This window comes from Williamsia limnetica (genome assembly GCF_003217475.1).
GTDB classification, from domain to species: Bacteria; Actinomycetota; Actinomycetes; order Mycobacteriales; family Mycobacteriaceae; genus Williamsia; species Williamsia limnetica.
The window spans coordinates 166,053-181,882 of the sequence record NZ_QJSP01000009.1; the positions used below are offsets into that span (position 1 = coordinate 166,053).

Here is a 15,830-nt window from a genome sequence, read left to right on the forward strand (position 1 = left end):
TCAGCCCGGGCGATGCGGATCGCTCCAGCGCCGCATCGCGCGGGTGAAGCTGGACCAGTCGCGGTACCCCAGACGTTCGGCGATCTGAGTGCGCGGCAGTGAGGTATCCCGAAGTAGGTCGTGGGCCACGCTGCGTCGCGTGTCGTCGTGGATCTCTCGGTACGAGGTCCCCTCGCGCGTCAGGCAGCGTCGCAGGGTCCTACTCGAGTACTGCAGGTCGGCTGCGCATTCGTCAAGTGTGCGGTCGAGGGTCGGCAGGGTCATCAAATGAGCGCGCACGCGCCCAGCTACTCCACCCGAGCGGACGCGCTCGGCGCGAATTCTCTCGCAGTGGTCGACCATCACCGCTTCGGTGTGCTCGTTCGCCATGGGCAGTTGCCAATCGAGGTAGTCCTTGTCGAAGATCAGTTCCGTGCGATCGTGGCCGAACAGGACCGGTACGCCGAATATCGCCCGATACCGGGCGACCGCGTCGGGTGGCGGCGGCTCGTGCTCGAAATGAACCTCTTGCAGGGGATCGGCTGAAGGATGCGCAAAGAGTTCGCGCTGCATCTGCAGGCTCGCGCTGATGTCGCGCTCGATCACGAAACACGCTATGTCGTCAGGAACATTGTCTGTGCGCAGGGTCAGCGCCCACCGGTCACCGGGACGGAACTCGCCGTGAATCGTCGAGAACGCGAAGGTCAGCGGTGAATAGCGAAGACCAAGGCGGACCATGTCGGACACCACCGAGCACGTCATGAGTAAGTAGCCGTAGTACCCGTAGGCCGTCAGGTGGTGATCGCGGCCGATCTCCACGCCCATACCGGGCAAGTCATCGAAGGCGTGAAGGAGGTTGCGGATGACGGCTATTTCTTGTTGTGCCTCGATCAGGTGCTCGGCATCGGCCAGTGCATCGGCGCTGATTCCGGTCCCGGACAACAACGTTTCCGTGGCGCACCCGCGATGGGCGGCCCAATCACAGATCAGCGAGATCCCCACCGTCGTTCGCGGGTGGTCCCACGGATCCGTGGTGGCGGCGAAAACCCTGGGGTAACCGTGGGCGTCTACAGGCGCATGACCGATGACGGCATCGCTCATGTACTCGCCCCTGGCTGCATGTGACCAGTATCATGACCTGAAGTGCAGGAAGCAACAAGACGGCTGGTCGCGGGATTGGCCTACGCGCTCGAACGGTGATGCCACTGCGCAACCAGTCGCGCCGCTGTGGACACAGACATGGACGACCTGACGATGAGATAGGACGTCGAGATGACCGAAGCCCCGTTCACCCGGGCTTCGTAGTCGACTCCGACTGCAAGATGCCTGGCCCACCTGATGGCAACCGAGGGCGCTGTCCCGCGCGAGGCGTCGCACACCACCAGTAGGCGGCAGTTCGACGTGGAAGTCAGCGCGCTCACAGCGAGGTCGGTCAGACGCTGTTGTTCGGCGCGATCGGCCACCCTCGTTCGCCAGTTGCACAGGCCGCGGCGTGCACGCGGTGATCGGGGGCAAGCGGTGACGATGACGATGGAGTCCGGGCCTGTTTCGCGGGTGTCGTACATGTCGGCCGGACTGCCACGAATGCTGTCGATCACCGCAGCCGCATCAGACACGGCGCAGTCCGCCACTGCCACCTGCACCTTGTTGTCGGTCAATTCCCGTGCGATTGCGTTATGCAACTCATTGTGGTTGCCGATGATACTCGCCGATCGTCTGTGATCACGTGATGGTTTTGCTTCGGCGAGGTGTTTCTGATCGCGTGGGACCACGGACGAGGACCTGATTGTTCTCAACTCTTTTCTGGTAAAGGACTGTTCGGCTGAACCGGAAAGCGCGATGCATCAGCTCACGGGGCCAGGTGGAGCAATGTCGTAGGGCTGCATGGGAAGAACGGTTACCGCTTCCACGGCGCACTCACTCCTTCGTGAACTACCTGTTCTTTGGACTCTAGCCCACAAAAAAATAAAAGCCAGTCGAGAACGTCAATGCACGTTTTTCGCCAAAAAGTCGAGCGGTGAAAACAAAAATGGTGCCTGTGAACAACCGGAAAATAAAAAGGCGGCCGCGCAGTCGTCTGAGAAAACGGAAATGATGCATAGCGGGCGGTGCGGTCGCGCGAATGTACGAGCTCACTCTCAGGACGAGATCACCGAACGGGCGTCGCCGGAGACCAGAAGTGCTTGGTCGTCCGCGATCAGACGTAGCGTGAACCGATCACCATAGCGGTGGCTGATCTCATCGATCACAGCACGCCCGGAGACGATCCCGTCGGCGTGCGGAACGACTACCTCATCGATCCAACAGAGCCCGGTCGTGGAGTCGAGACCGATCGCCTCCGCAGGATCATCGAGCAAGCCGAGCGGTTCGATGTCGGCGCCGACAACGCACGCACCCGCACTCGCGCCGACGTAGGGGAGACCTGCGCGCACGTAATCGGTGAGTATGTCGGCGAACCCGGTGCGGCGCATCGCGGCCAGCAGGTGGAATACATTGCCGCCGGAGACAAAGACAGCATCGACGGTGGTCAAGGTCTCCTGTGCGTCTGCTGCTGTCATGGATTCGATGTCGAGTTCGACTGTTTGCCAACCCTGCTCACGCAGTGTTGCTCGGTCGAAGTCGACCCAGGCGCGGTCGTCGTAGATGGACGAGGCTGTCGGGACGAATCCGATACGTGCGCCCGGGCCGACGAGGGGCGTCAGGAAGCGCGGCACTGCGGACAGCCATCGGCTCACCAGAAGAAGTTCGGCCACGTGCACAGGGTGACACGCGAGATCAGGACGCGCGGCGCCGCACCCATGTCGCAGCGAAGTGCAACACCACGCCGATCGCGAGCAGTATGCCACCGAACATCCATACCTTCGCGCTCTGCTGGGTGAGCAATAGTACGCACGACGCCACCCCGAGAACGGGAATGACTGTCGGGATGCGGAAGTGTTTGTGCTCCACACGATCGCGGCGGAGAACGAGTACCGCGACGTTGGTCGATATGAAGACGAAGAGCAGTAGTAGGACCACCGTCTCGGCCAAGGTCGACAAATCACCGGTAATAGTGAGCAACATCGCCACAACGGTGGTTGCTGCGATCGCCGCCCACGGAGTGCCTCGGTTGGGCAGAACCTTGCCGAGCGCGCTCGGCAACAGCTTGTTCTCGGCCATGCCGAAGGCCAGGCGGCTGGCCATGATCATGGTGAGCAGGGCGCCGTTGGCGACCGCAACGAGGGCAATCGCGCTGAACACCCAGTCGGGGATGCCGACGCCAGACGCACCGACCACTGCGAGCAGCGGTCCGGACGACTCGGACAGTTCCGCGGACGGCAGGGCGATCGAGCTGGCGAGCCCGACCAGGACGTAGATGACGCCGGCGGTGATCAGGGACCCGAAGAGCGCCAGGGGGTAGACCCGGCTCGGGTTGCGGATCTCCTCGGCGACATTCGCCGAGGTCTCGAATCCGACGAATGAGTAGTAGGCGATGATTGCTCCGCTGAGGATGGCCAGCGCGGGGGTGGAGCCGTCGGGGAAGTCGCCCACTCTGGATACCTCCCCGTTCCCGTCGCCGAGCATGATCGCGACGGCAACGAGGACGATGACCAGACCGCTGAGTTCGATGACCGTCATCGCGACGTTGCTCTTCACCGATTCACTGATGCCCCGGGCATTGAGGCAAGCGACCAATGCCAGGAACACGATGGCGGCAGGGACCGCGGGGACGTCGATGAACGTGGCGAGGTACTCGCCAGAGAAGGCGAGAGCGAGTCCGGCCGCACTGGTCACCCCGGCAGCCAGCATGCAGAATCCGACGAGGAACGACACGATCGGTCGTTTGAAAGCGCGCGCGGCGAAGATCGCTGCCCCGCCGGCCTGCGGGTACTTGGTCACCAGTTCGGCGTAGGAACCTGCGGTGAGTAGAGCCAGTAGGAGTGCGACGAGAAGCGGCGCCCAGAGCGCGCCCCCGACCTCTTCGGATAGGACACCCATCAGGGCGTAGATCCCCGCCCCGAGCACGTCGCCCAGTATGAAGAAGAAGAGCAGGGGACCCGTGATCTTCCTCTTCAGCTTCGATGCCGGCTCATCGCCTGTCGCCTGGGTTCCCGAATCGGCTTCGGCCGTCATCCACTTCTCCTGTTCAGTGATCGTGGGTCTAGACATAGCCGGTCCGCCGAGAATGAAACCTGACGGTCGGGGTGTTCGGGCGGCACACTGTCGGGTTTAGGGTCGTGCGGTGGAAAGAACTGGCCCCCTCGGCCCGCGTCGAGGCGCAGTGATCGCCGCCGGGCGCAGACACTCCGTCTGCGTGCTACCGGACGGCACGGTGGCGTCCTCGGGCGTTCGCGTTGCCGCAGAGTGCAATGTAGACCGGTGGCGAGGCGTTGTGGCAGTCGCCGCCGGCAACGTGCACGCGGCCGTCAACACAGGACGATCACACACTGTGGGATTGCGCACGGACGGAACCGTTCTCGCGACCGGCTGGAACCGCGATGGGCAGTGCGACGTCGATGTGTGGACGGATGTTGTTCACATTGCAGCAGGGTGGCGACGTACCCTGGGCGTTCTCGCAGACGGAACCGTACGCGCTGCCGGCCGCCGCGATGAAGGAGCGTGCGACGTCGAAGGGTGGAGTGACATCGTTGCCGCTGCCGCAGGAGATTGGCACTCGGTCGGGTTACGCGCAGACGGTACCGCCGTGGCGGTGGGAAACAACCGGCGAGGACAATGTGACGTGGCGACATGGCGCGATCTGCGGGCGGTCGCCGCAGGCTACCTCTCTACGGTGGCGCTCGACGCGGACGGACGAGTCTTGACTGCCGGAGATATTCATTTCGACGCCCGTGAGGTGTCTGGTTGGCGTGACGTAGTTGCAGTATCTGCAGGCAGCCACCACGTGGTCGCAGCGACCTCGGATGGCGGGGTTCTCGGCGCGGGTAGCAACAGCCACGGGCAGTGTGAGCTCACATCGTGGCGTGACGTCGTCTCTGTCGCCGCGGGCTCGGAACACACCCTCGGACGGCGTTCCGACGGTTCAGTCCTGGCAGCGGGCAACAACGATTACGGCCAATGCGACACGGCGCGCTGGTCGTAGGGGCGACTCGATGTCATTCCATGGGCTGATGTGTTCAGCGCGCCACCGGGCCAAGATGAACAACAAGAACGTACAGGCAATGGGAGGGGGTTGCGATGAGCGCGGGTTGCAAATCGAGTGCTGCTGGGCGTCGCGTCATACCCGTGCTTCTTCGCCGTTCGTGGATTTACCGCGTCCTGATGTCTGCGGCATGGGTGGTGTTGTTCGTCTCGCTTTATGTCGGTGCGTCTCAATAGCGACATGCCCTCATCGGCGACCGGCCCTGCGGCCGGCCGCCTATGACGGCATGGAAGGCTTGATACCACGTAGAGATCAGGGCGCCGGCTCTCAGTAGGCTGCGTTGGCTCCGTATTCTGCTTCCGCGCTTGTGTAGCCTTCGTACTCGAGCTGCTCGACGAGGCTCGACTTGGAGAATGAGGTCATCTCGAGGTACTGCTTCGCACTTCGGACAGCCTGCTCATTCCAGTCGACCCCGATGGTGTCCACCGCAAACGTCGCATCCTCGGTCGAGTACTCCTCGTATTCGAGCTGCTCGATCAGTCCACTGCGGGAGAAACCGCTCATCTGGATGTACTGCTTGGCCGACTGAATCGCGTTGCGCTGACTCGAACTTCCCTGCGATCTGGTGGGAGCCGGTGCGGCTTCGGTGGTGACCACAGGCGCAGTAGCCGGTACCTCGGCCGCCGTGTTCGCCGGTCTCGTAGCGACGGGCGGCGCCACAGTGGCGGACGCCGTAACCGTTTCGACGACGGTGATCGGTGCCACGGTTGTCGTTCGGGCCGCAGACGTGGACGGCGTAGCTCTCGAGGTCTTCGAGTCGTCCTCATCCCCTCCGCCGACGAGCCCCACAACGATCAGCAACAGGACGACTCCTCCGACAACCCAAGGCCATTTCTTGGCCTTCTTCGACACAGGCGGCGCTGGTGGTTGCTGGAAGTCGGGCTGTGGGTATCCGGGCGGCGGCGAATCTGGAGGCAAGGACATTGAGAGTTTCTCCTTTGGGGTGCGCTGCTTGCGCGGCAGCGGTGAATTGAGGTCGTCTGATTTATAGCAACCGGCTACGACAGCTCCAGCCGCAGCCTCAATCCCCAGAAGTCTGAAAGTGCCTCCGCGAGAATCAATGTCATCTGATCGAACTACGCCCAACGGGTGGACAAGTCAATCGGGAAAGCATCGATCGACGCCGTCGATCAGCCGACGCTCCCGGTCGCCACCGCATCTGCGATCACCCAGAAAGTGTTCTCGATGACCTCGAAGAAATAGAAGATTGTTTCCAGCATTGTGGTCCTTTCATGACCTTTTGTCTGCGGCTTCGGGGTACTGACTGGTGGTGACGTGAGTTCTTCCGGTCGGTTCGTCCGGATAGGCATCGAGCATCATCGTGGCGACGGCGGTCAGTGCTTCGTCCCACGCTTCGGACATGGAATGGGACCACCGGGGGCCGGCCGTGTCGGCCATGGTTGCCACCAATGTCGTTGCAACCCAGCCATACATTTGGGGGGTGACTCCGAGTGAAGCATGCATTCTGCCGAGTGACTGAAGCGATCCGGTCAGCCAGGCGGCGTCGTCGAGATGCTCCAGGACGGCGACGATGGCCTTTTGCAGCATCACGGCCTGCGACCTGATGTTGGTTCCGAAAAGGGCTCGGACCTCCGGGTGGGCTGTGAACAGTCGCTCGTAGAAACGGACGGTGAAGTCCGGGTCCTCGGCGGTGACCAAAGCCAGGCTGCGTCCCAGTAGCTCACTGTCCACGGGTGGTCAGCGGCCGAGGTTGGGGTTGTTGATCACCGGAATGCTGATGTTGATCGGCATACGGATCTCGGACATGTAGAAGAGAACGAACTGTCGCAAGAACTCGTCGAACAGCCAGTACGCCTCCTCGGGTACTCCGAGATCGAGTCCGCCCTCGCGAACGATGAGATATGGGCCCCATGCTGTTTCGAGAAGCGGGGTCCAGACGGGCTCGGTGGGGATGCGTAGCCAATCGGCGACTTCATTGCCAAGCATGAACCTGGTGAGGGCGCCGAGGATGGGCCGTGTCAGCAAGGTGAGGTCGAGGTTCATCCCGAGGCTGAGCAGGATGTCGGCCAGTTTGATGCCCTCCGGAGTGGGGGCGAGGATGGGGTCGAGCACCTGTTTGGCTTGCGAATCGGCCTCATTCCAGGACGCAGGTATGTACTGGTCCTCGACGCCGAGCAGGTGCGCCGCGAGTTGCCACGAATGCAGAAATCCTTCGGACTCGTCGGGCGCGATCCGGACGTTCCACTTTTTCAGATTGCGCATGACGGTCGTGGGCAGCGAATGCCAGGTGACCATGATGTCGGCCTGGCTGATCGGGATATCTTCGGGTGCCGAGTTCACCCAATGCGGTGACTGCGGAAGCAGATGACGGACAGCCGCGTGCGCGAGCCGGGTTTTGACGCAGGTCACAACCATTTCTCCGTCGGGCTGGTAGGCGTTGAGCGAACCGATGTCATATCCGAGTTTGGCAGTCTTGGTGATGCGGTCTTTCATATCCGCGCCACCTTTTGAGTAATAGACCGCGCGGGCTTCTTTCGGGATGACGGTGCTCATCATGCCGCTGGCAAAGCCGTACAACACCCCGAGATAGGTTCCGCGCTTCTGATTGAAGTTGACTGCGCTGGCAAGCTTGCCCTGGTCGGCCCAGGACGGTAGTTGCCGAGCATGCTCCATGAAGTCGCGCAGTTCGGCCGGCAGTCCTGCGGGTAGCGGCTGGCTGTTCTTGGTCCAGTGCTTGAGCAGTTCGTTGACCCTCGGAACCTCGCCTCGGTCCAGTAGGCCGGCAACAACCGGGTCGGCCTCGTAGTCCCACGCGCCTCGCGGGTCGGCCCCACTTCCTGTTCCCGGCACAGAGCCGGCCGGTGACCATGTCCACGGAGTCGATGGGGCGATCAGGGCGATCGCACCCGCTGCTCCCGCCACTCCGCCGGCTTTGAGCATGTTGCGCCTGTTGAAGTTGTCCATTGTTCTCCCCGTCCGCGAGCAATCTGATGCAGTGAAACAGTAGTTGATTCTCTGTTTCATTGCTACCATAAATGTGGTTCGGGTCACAAGGCTGCTTTCGGGCGACGGACCTGCGCCCGGAGTTCTTGACGCGGTGTACGAGTGCGCTCGCCAATGGGCTTGCGGCCAAAATGTTGGATGCGAACACGAGGCCAGTGCGCCGAGGCGTCTGCTGGGCGACCGGCTGCACGCCCGTGCGGATAACCGCAATGGGCGTGCAACCGACAAGTCGAGTTTCCCGTCGGGATCATTTGTAGCTCCGGCGAATGTTTCCGAAGACTTCGACGGACGAAACTATGCGTCACTACCTGTGATGATCGCCTCGGCGATATCCCACAGCGCGTTGTCGATGGATTCGATGAAGTAGAAAATTGCTGAGATCATAGTATTTCTTCCTGTCGCTGTGTGAGTTCCGATATTTCGTCGGAGTTCGTTTGGTGCAATGAAACTCAATATGTTGCGCAGTTTCATTTTTATCACAGCATGTGTTCTCACAATCGTGAAAACGCCAAATAACGCGGAGGGCGGAATGAAAGGGCCGTGCGCGCCGTCGAATCCCCGTTTCAAGCGTGCTGATTCCGGTGATAAGCAAGGCTGACTCGCCTTGTAGGGGCGCGATGCGGCTGCAGTGACCCCGGCATGCGTAGTGAGGTTCACTCGATGGTTGCGGCTCTAACGCCGAAGCCCGTCGCCACCGGTTAACGTCTCCAGTGCCGAGGCGACACCGACTGCGGCCTCCACCAACGCCGGCACCATGACGGGAAGGGACTGGCTGGACTCGTCCCGAGCTGGTTGGTCCGTGAACGGCCTTGAGATGTCGGCCAGCGCCATGGACAACGGGGAGTGGACGGCCTCGAGTACAGCGGTGACCGGTGCGAAGGTTGCCAACGCGCGATCGGTGGGCCCGGCGTTGTCGATCCACGGCTGTTGGTCGTACAGGTAGTCGCCGGCGAGGGTGGGTACGGGTTCGGTGTAACCGTGGTCGCCTTCGTGGTAGCCGACCAGGCCGTTGGCGAACTCGAGTGGGTTGTCGATCGGGCTCGGCGCATTGCAGATGATGTCGTTGGTGTTGCAGACGTTGGTGACGGGAATCGGCCCGCCGGAGCGATCGCCTGCAATCGGCAATTGGGGTACCAGCTGGGTGAGAAGTTGGGTGACGATTCCCGACGCCCCGTCTCGCTGCGGTCGGGTTGGATTGCCGACGGTGATACATCCGGTATTTCGGTTCATGACGCGGTCGTTTTGCCAGTCGTTGCAGACGTGGGAGACCACGATTGCGCCGAGACTGTAGCCCTGGGCGTTGATATGGGTGTACGGGCAGTTGGCGCGGTAGGCGCGGGCCCGCGCATCGAGCTGGTCTGAGCCGACAGCTATGGATTCGATGGCGGTCGCGCCGCCGCCGAATGGCGCCAGAGATGCGGGGTATTCGATGTTCTCTCGCGGCCCCGCAGGAACTACGGGTACGAACTGCGAGTGCGCATCCCCGGTGCCGCCGACAGCGAACGTCACCTGATCGGGGCACGAGCCGTCCTGAGCGGGTGCAGCGCTTGTCAAGGACGTTGCCCCCATACTGGCGGCGGCCGCCACGCACAGACATGCGGCAGCGATGGCAGATCTGTACATCACAGCGGGCCTCCCGGCGATATGGATCATTGTGGCGCTGGTGACAGGCCAGTTGGGACATCGCTTGTGGCTCAGCGAGTTCGCATCCAGGCTAGGGATCGCCGGTGTCGGTTCGGTGGTGGTGCGGTGGGACCTTGATGAACAGCGTCGTAACGCTGGCGACTGACAAACCCAGCCACTTCGGGAAGAACCAGGTGCCGCAGCACCTGGTTCTTCCCGAAGTGGCTGGGTTTGTTGTCTTCCCCAGATGTGACCCCTCGACAGACCATGCCCCGCCGCCTGTCGGCGTGCGGGGCATGGGGGCTGGGTCGGTGCTGGTTCAGCCCGAGACGAGAAGGCGGCCGCCGGTGTTGCCCGGTGGCCGGAGATCCAGAGCGGCTATCAGCCGGCCAGACCGCTCAAGGAGCCTGCGTTGTCGATCAGGAACTGGAAGATGTCGAGCAAGGCGAGTTCAAATGTCGAGGTCATGTGCGTGCCTTTCGTGTTTCTACGTTTCCCCCGCAGTCGGTTGACTGCAGACCGGGCCCTTCACCGCCTGTTCGGAGGTGCGCTCCCTACGACAGTGTGCCAGCCGCCAACGTGGTTCCATCGGTCGATTCTCACGCCGGTTCAAGGCAATGGGGGAGGGTGCCTTGAATGTAATAGATTGTGCTCCAATCGATTTCGATGCCAATGCCGGTGTTCGTTCACGTCACCGACCTCATGTCTGTAATCATATGTGTTGAGGCTCTTCATCTGTATGTCCCTGCATGTTCGCCATGTGTTCGGCGGGGGCGGATGCGAACGCAGTGTCTCCGCCGACATCACGTTTACGCTGCCGCCCACTGATTCGGGACCGACGACGCGTCGTGGTTGCCGGGCGCCGGGCCGGGGTATGTCTTGGCTATCTGAAGTGACTGAGGAAGGGCGGCTTGGGTGGTGGACGGTCAGGGTGGACGCGAGGATGTGCTGCTGCCGCGGACAAATCAGCTGATGGCTTCGAGTGTGCAGGTCACCGATACCGACGGGGCCGCGGTTGCGTTGTTGACCAGCCGAGCACGGGCGCGGGATCTGCTGTGTGCCAGCGACGCGGTCGCCGGCCGGATAGACGAGTTACAGTTCACCATCGGTCATGGCCCGTGCCTGGAGGCGTTCATCGAACAGGCCCCGGTGACCGTCCCTGATCTCGACGATTCCGTTGTGACAGACAGGTGGCCTGCGTTCGCTTCCGAGGTCGTCGGCGAACTGGGGGTATATGCGGTGTTCGCATTTCCTATTGTCGCCGGCGGTGCGCCTCTGGGGGTGCTGGAGCTGTACCGGTACGAGCGCGGTGCGTTGACTACAAACCACTTTCAGGCCGCACAGACACTGGCGGACGAATTGGGCACGGTAGTGGTCGACGAACTGCAGGCCTACGAGGGTTCACCGGAGGTTGACGAGTACCCGGTGCCGCGCGGGCCGCATGTGTGGGCTCGTGCCGACATCAACGCCGCGATCGGAATAATGGCTGTGCGACTGGGTGTCCCTGCCGCCGAGGCGGCGGACCTCCTGCGGGCCAATGCGTACGCTCAATCTCGACCCTTGTCTACGCTGGCCGGCGACATCGTCGAACGACGAACGTTTCCTGGCTAGCATCGGCCGCAGTGGCCTGCTCTGCAGTGGTGTAAGACCTGCGTCCCACTCCGGCTGCGTTGGCTATGGAGCAGTGCTCGCAGCTGGAGATCAACCGAGATTGTGGTCAACGAGATGCCGAGCGCGGTGTTCTCGGGATTGTGCGCCGGCCTCAACACCGCTGTCACCATCAGGCACTCCAATCCGGCCGGGCGTCAGCTGTCGGTGGTGGTGGTGCCGTTCAGGTCTGCTGAGGTCTACCGGCTGCGAGTTTGCGGGAGATCTCGGCAACCGAGACGTTGGAGTCCTGGGATAGCTTCACCAGCAGGTTGAACGCAGCGGTGGAGTCGATGGTGAAGCGCTCCATGATCATTCCCTTGGCCTGGCCGATGATGTCGCGCGAGGACAGGGCGCTTTGGAATTGATCGTGTTTGCGTGCGGAATCGAAGACCAGCGCCGCGTGGGCGGCAAGGGCGTAGCCCTTTTCCACCCCGGCGTCGGTGATGGCGTCGGGGTGATTGGCGTACACATTGAGCGCACCCATCCCTTCGGCGTGGGTGAACAGTTCGTAGGACACCGTGGAGCGGATCGGTGAGTGCTCCCGCACCGCATCGGTCAATTGAGGCCACCGGTGATCGGTGAGAAGGTCTCGGACACGGATGGTGCGATGTTTCCAGGCGGCATCGAGGCAGGGGCCTTGCTTGCATTGCTTTTGCAGCATGTCGAAGTTGCGGGCATCGTCATCGGTGGGGGCCATGGTGTCGATGACGGTGTGCCTTTTGGTGGTGACGGTGATCCCGGCCGAGACCGCGCCGTCGACCAGCTGCGCTGCTGACTCGGTGATGTCAGCCAGTACGGCGTCGGGCCCGAGGCGGGCTGTGGCATGCATGCTGCGCGCCAGATCGGCGAGGACAACATAGAGGTGGGTATCGCTGTGGTCTGTGGTCATCAGTGTCACCATCTCTCAGCCCGCCACGCAGCGGTCAGACCGGCCACAAGGAATTCTTCACCTTCGTGTGACGGGCGCACAGAGGTGGCAGTGGGGCTCGGCGCGGCGTCCCCTGTGCGACCTCAGCCCTGCGCCCGATCCTTCGCAGCAGTTCGCTGCGGGGTTCCGGCCTTCTCACTGTACGTCATTCACTGCGTCGCCCCGGCGCGCTGCGGTTGAATTGTCGCCCGTTGCACGAGGCAGAACTCATTGTCTTGTGGGTCGGCGAAAACTATGGTCCGGTACCCACCCTCATCATTGTGTTCTTTCAGTGCTCGGGCGCCCAGGTCGGCCATTCGCAGGGCCTCTGAGTCGAGATCATCGACGAAAAGATCCAAATGGACCCGATTTTTTCCAGCTTTCGGTTCGGTCACTTTCTGAAATGTGACGTGATGCAACCCTCCATGTGGGGACACAAGCGCATGGAATTGTGCATCGTCAGCGAACGGCACCGGTTCGTCGTAACCGAGAGCAGCTTTCCAGAAGTGTGCCGCAGCCTTCACGTCGACGCAGTCGATCGTCACTCCCACTGTCTGATGCATTGAAACCAACTCTCTTAACACTGATCGAATATCTTACGGCGTTAAGTGTATCGTAGATCGGGTGGCCAAGGAGAGCAGACGGGACCGGCAACGTCGGGACAATGGGCGGGACATCGTCGCGCAGGCGCGTCGACAACTCGAGGAGGGTGGGCCAAGTGCGGTCACCCTTCGTGGGATCGCACGAGAGATCGGTATGAGTGCTCCCGCGCTGTATACCTACTTTCCCAGCCTTGGCGATCTGTTCACCGAGTTGATCGTCCAGAGTTACAAGTCGCTCGAAGGCAAGGTCACCGACGCGTGCGCAGATGCGGAGGAGTCGGACCTCGAACAGCGCCTCGCGGCGGGTCCTGTGGCGTACCGCGCCTGGGCGGTCGGTCATCGGCGCCAATTCAATCTCATCTTCTTCGACCAGATCAGCGGGTACACGGCGCCGGCTGACGGGCCGACGGTATCCGCGCAAACCGGTGTCTTGCAACCGATTGCTGCCCAGTACGCCGAGGCTCGTGGGTGCTCCCTGCCTGAGCTGCTGGCCGACGCTGGTCTCCTCGATGACTTTCTCGGATGGTGGGGCGCCTTCCACGGAATTGTTGCCCTCGAGGTCAATCATCATCTCGACTGGCGCGAACCGGAGGCGATCTTCCGCCGTCATCTCGACACCAGCATTCGAGGTCTCCTTTCAACAGATACGGCGACCCGACATTGAGTGCGGCTTGGATGCGTGTCAGCGGTTCTGAATGATGCAGGCTCTTGCACAACGAGTTTGGTGCATTGGGTGCTTTGCCTCGGACATCGTCGGTTGCGGCGGCCCACATTCACCGCGCGGCGGATGCTGAGGGGCGATGCTCGAGGAGGCGGACGCCCTGGGGCTGTGTGTCTCGTCACTTGTAGAGTATAGTTCTGCCAACGACGAGAGCGTAGTTCTTGTCACTGATCAGCCGCACTTTCCTGGGTGACTTGGCGTCTGGAGCCATTGCCGCTGCGCTTCGTTCACGTCTGCCCGCGGTAGAAGGCAGCTCGGTGATCAGCCGACTCAATCAATGACGATCGCAATGCAGAACAGAGGTAACGATGAACGAGCGAGCTACCGGGACCGCCAAGCAGGCCGGGATGCTGTCATGAACGCGCCGGTGGCGGTGCCCGTACCCGAAACCCTCGAAGAGGCGCTGTCGCCGCAATGGCTGAGCGCAGCGCTGCAGGATCGGTACCCGGGGATCACGGTCAATCAGGTCGAGTCTGGTCCCGTCGTGTCACGGGTCTCGACGAATGCCCGGTTCACCATCAAATATTCGGGTATCAACGGTCAAGGACCGTCGTCGTCGCTCTGTGTGAAGGGTTACTTCAACGAGATCGGTCAGGCCGCGCGCTACATCGGCGAAGCCGAGACCTACTTCTACCGTGACCTCGTCGAGCCCGCAGGGATCCGGACCCTGGCCTGCATTTACGCAGATGTTGATCCCGCAACTCGGCATGGGGTGGTGATCACCGAGGACATCGTCGCTGCAGGCGGTGAGTTCATCGATGCAGCAACCGATTACACTCCTGAACAGGCTGCCTCGAGTTTGCGCGAGATGGCGAAACTGCACGCTCTGACCTGGGGCAACGCGCAGTACGCGGAGACTGCCTGGCTCAGACCGCGTATGGGCACCACGCTCACCCTGTGGGGAGAAGAAGCCGTCACTGCACGGATCGAGGCGAATGTACTCGGCCCCAACGGGCACCGGGTTCCGCAAAAATCACGGGCTCCGAAAAAGCTCTTCGACGCGTACACCACCCTCGTGGCGGAGACCAAGGAATTGATCGCCGACCCGGGTACGGCGTGGTGCGTGATCCACGGCGACGGGCATCCGGGCAACTTGATCATCGACGCGGACGGGAAGCCGTCGCTTGTCGATTGGCAGCTCGTGCAACGCGGCCTCTGGTATTTCGATGTCGGCTATCACATCGCGTCGACGCTGACGGTCGACGACAGGCGCCGAACCGAACGGGAACTGCTCGAGGGATACCTGGCTGCCCTCACCGAATTCGGGGTCGTCGACGCTCCGGCTTTCGGTGAGGCCTGGGACCTGCTCGGTCGCGGTGTGGTCCACGGCTATTACCTCTGGGGGATCACTGCAGAGGTCAATCCGAAACTGACCGAAATCCTTTGCCACCGGCTCGGTACCGCGGTAGCTGATCACGACGGTCTGTCCAAGCTGCTGTGACAAGCGTCCGGAAAGAACAGCTCAGGTAAGCGGACCGTGCGGGAGCTGTGACCGGGAAGGGCATGCGCCAGGATTCTAAGTCGCTGGACTTAGCCAGTGGTGGGTGGTTCCATATGATGTGCCCAGAACCGATCCGAACACCTTGGCCATGTCGGCCAAACAGCAGTTGGTGCTCACCGCGGAACGTCTATACGCACAGAATGGCCTCGAGGGGGTGCCCTTGCGCCAGATCGGAACGGCCGCGGGCATGGCCAACAAGTCTGCGGTGCAGTACCACTTCGGGGGTAGGGACGGGCTCATCCGTGCGATTCTCGCGTATCGCGTGGAAGACCTGACTCGTCGACGAGTCCTGCTGGGCGCGCGAGCGTCCGATTCTGACCTGAGGTCCGTCGTGGAGGCCCACCAGTTGCCCCTGATAGAGCTGGCGGAGGACGAGAACTGTTTTTACCTCGAATTCCTCGAGCAATTGGTGCGGGTGGTCCACCCTCTCGGCGATTTGCCCCAAAGTCACCAAGACGCCGAACGAGCATACTACGACAGAGTCGGCCTGCTGCTCCCTGACATTCCGCATCCGCTGCGGGCCATCAGAATTCACCAAGCTTCCGCCTTCTGCTTACACGCGAGCGCTGGTCGACACAGGCAATTGATGCTCGGTAGCCCGGTCGCGCCCTACGCCGTGCATGTGAGTCAATTGCTCGACACGTTGCTGGCTACGCTCGAGTCGTTGCCCTCGCCGGAAACGCTGTCTGCCCTGAGTCAACATCCCTGACGTGAGGCGGGTGCGCGGCGAGGTGGTCATGGCG

The 15,830-nt window shown here is 62.0% G+C and carries 15 protein-coding genes; 5 read left to right on the forward strand and 10 right to left on the reverse strand.

Annotated features, from left to right (window positions below; genetic code table 11):
• From DFR67_RS16360 to DFR67_RS16375, 4 genes are all read right to left on the reverse strand, one after another.
• A complete protein-coding gene (locus tag DFR67_RS16360) occupies nucleotides 1–1,080 on the reverse strand; it encodes an AraC family transcriptional regulator (protein ID WP_110470563.1) in 1,080 nt (359 codons plus the stop codon).
• An 80-nt stretch (nucleotides 1,081–1,160) separates the two neighbouring features.
• Nucleotides 1,161–1,661, reverse strand: coding sequence for a hypothetical protein (locus tag DFR67_RS16365; protein WP_146240461.1), 501 nt, complete (start codon nucleotides 1,659–1,661; stop codon nucleotides 1,161–1,163).
• 456 nt (nucleotides 1,662–2,117) lie between these two features.
• Nucleotides 2,118–2,732 (reverse strand): Type 1 glutamine amidotransferase-like domain-containing protein, encoded by a 615-nt coding sequence (locus DFR67_RS16370; protein ID WP_110470686.1) that lies wholly within the window; start codon nucleotides 2,730–2,732, stop codon nucleotides 2,118–2,120.
• Nucleotides 2,733–2,754: 22 nt separating this feature from the next.
• On the reverse strand, nucleotides 2,755–4,092 hold the full coding sequence (locus tag DFR67_RS16375; protein ID WP_110470565.1) for an APC family permease: 1,338 nt from the start codon (nucleotides 4,090–4,092) through the stop codon (nucleotides 2,755–2,757).
• A 109-nt stretch (nucleotides 4,093–4,201) separates the two neighbouring features.
• On the opposite strand from DFR67_RS16375, the gene DFR67_RS16380 reads away from it, so the two are divergent.
• Nucleotides 4,202–5,059, forward strand: a complete 858-nt coding sequence (locus DFR67_RS16380) for an RCC1 domain-containing protein (protein ID WP_110470566.1) — start codon at nucleotides 4,202–4,204, stop codon at nucleotides 5,057–5,059.
• 327 nt (nucleotides 5,060–5,386) lie between these two features.
• On the opposite strand, the gene DFR67_RS16385 is transcribed toward DFR67_RS16380, so the two are convergent.
• From DFR67_RS16385 to DFR67_RS16400, 4 genes are all read right to left on the reverse strand, one after another.
• Entirely contained in the window at nucleotides 5,387–6,043 is a 657-nt protein-coding gene (locus tag DFR67_RS16385) for an Ltp family lipoprotein (RefSeq protein ID WP_110470567.1), read from the reverse strand.
• 306 nt (nucleotides 6,044–6,349) lie between these two features.
• The gene (locus tag DFR67_RS16390; protein ID WP_110470568.1) at nucleotides 6,350–6,811 is read right to left on the reverse strand and encodes a globin domain-containing protein; all 462 of its coding nucleotides are present in this window, start codon (nucleotides 6,809–6,811) and stop codon (nucleotides 6,350–6,352) included.
• Nucleotides 6,812–6,817: 6 nt separating this feature from the next.
• On the reverse strand, nucleotides 6,818–8,044 hold the full coding sequence (locus DFR67_RS16395) for an oxygenase MpaB family protein (protein ID WP_110470569.1): 1,227 nt from the start codon (nucleotides 8,042–8,044) through the stop codon (nucleotides 6,818–6,820).
• Nucleotides 8,045–8,755: 711 nt separating this feature from the next.
• Complete coding sequence (locus DFR67_RS16400) at nucleotides 8,756–9,706, reverse strand: cutinase family protein (protein ID WP_245938002.1); 951 nt, start codon at nucleotides 9,704–9,706, stop codon at nucleotides 8,756–8,758.
• 915 nt (nucleotides 9,707–10,621) lie between these two features.
• Here DFR67_RS16400 and DFR67_RS16405 point away from each other — a divergent pair.
• Nucleotides 10,622–11,317: a GAF and ANTAR domain-containing protein gene (locus DFR67_RS16405; protein WP_146240462.1), complete on the forward strand. Its 696-nt coding sequence runs from the start codon at nucleotides 10,622–10,624 to the stop codon at nucleotides 11,315–11,317.
• Between the two features lie 220 nt (nucleotides 11,318–11,537).
• Here DFR67_RS16405 and DFR67_RS16410 read toward each other — a convergent pair whose 3' ends face one another.
• Nucleotides 11,538–12,245 carry a GAF and ANTAR domain-containing protein gene (locus DFR67_RS16410; protein WP_110470687.1) on the reverse strand — a complete coding sequence of 236 codons (708 nt, stop codon included), beginning with the start codon at nucleotides 12,243–12,245 and terminating at the stop codon, nucleotides 11,538–11,540.
• Between the two features lie 188 nt (nucleotides 12,246–12,433).
• Nucleotides 12,434–12,826 carry a VOC family protein gene (locus tag DFR67_RS16415; RefSeq protein WP_110470572.1) on the reverse strand — a complete coding sequence of 131 codons (393 nt, stop codon included), beginning with the start codon at nucleotides 12,824–12,826 and terminating at the stop codon, nucleotides 12,434–12,436.
• A 61-nt stretch (nucleotides 12,827–12,887) separates the two neighbouring features.
• Between DFR67_RS16415 and DFR67_RS16420 the strand changes: the two genes are divergently transcribed.
• The 3 genes from DFR67_RS16420 (at nucleotide 12,888) to DFR67_RS16430 (ending at nucleotide 15,796) form a co-directional block, all read left to right on the forward strand.
• A complete protein-coding gene (locus tag DFR67_RS16420; protein ID WP_158539976.1) occupies nucleotides 12,888–13,529 on the forward strand; it encodes a TetR/AcrR family transcriptional regulator in 642 nt (213 codons plus the stop codon).
• A gap of 334 nt (nucleotides 13,530–13,863) precedes the next feature.
• Entirely contained in the window at nucleotides 13,864–15,027 is a 1,164-nt protein-coding gene (locus tag DFR67_RS16425; protein WP_342766737.1) for a phosphotransferase, read from the forward strand.
• Nucleotides 15,028–15,130: 103 nt separating this feature from the next.
• A complete protein-coding gene (locus tag DFR67_RS16430; protein WP_245937991.1) occupies nucleotides 15,131–15,796 on the forward strand; it encodes a TetR/AcrR family transcriptional regulator in 666 nt (221 codons plus the stop codon).
• Nucleotides 15,797–15,830: the final 34 nt, after the last annotated feature.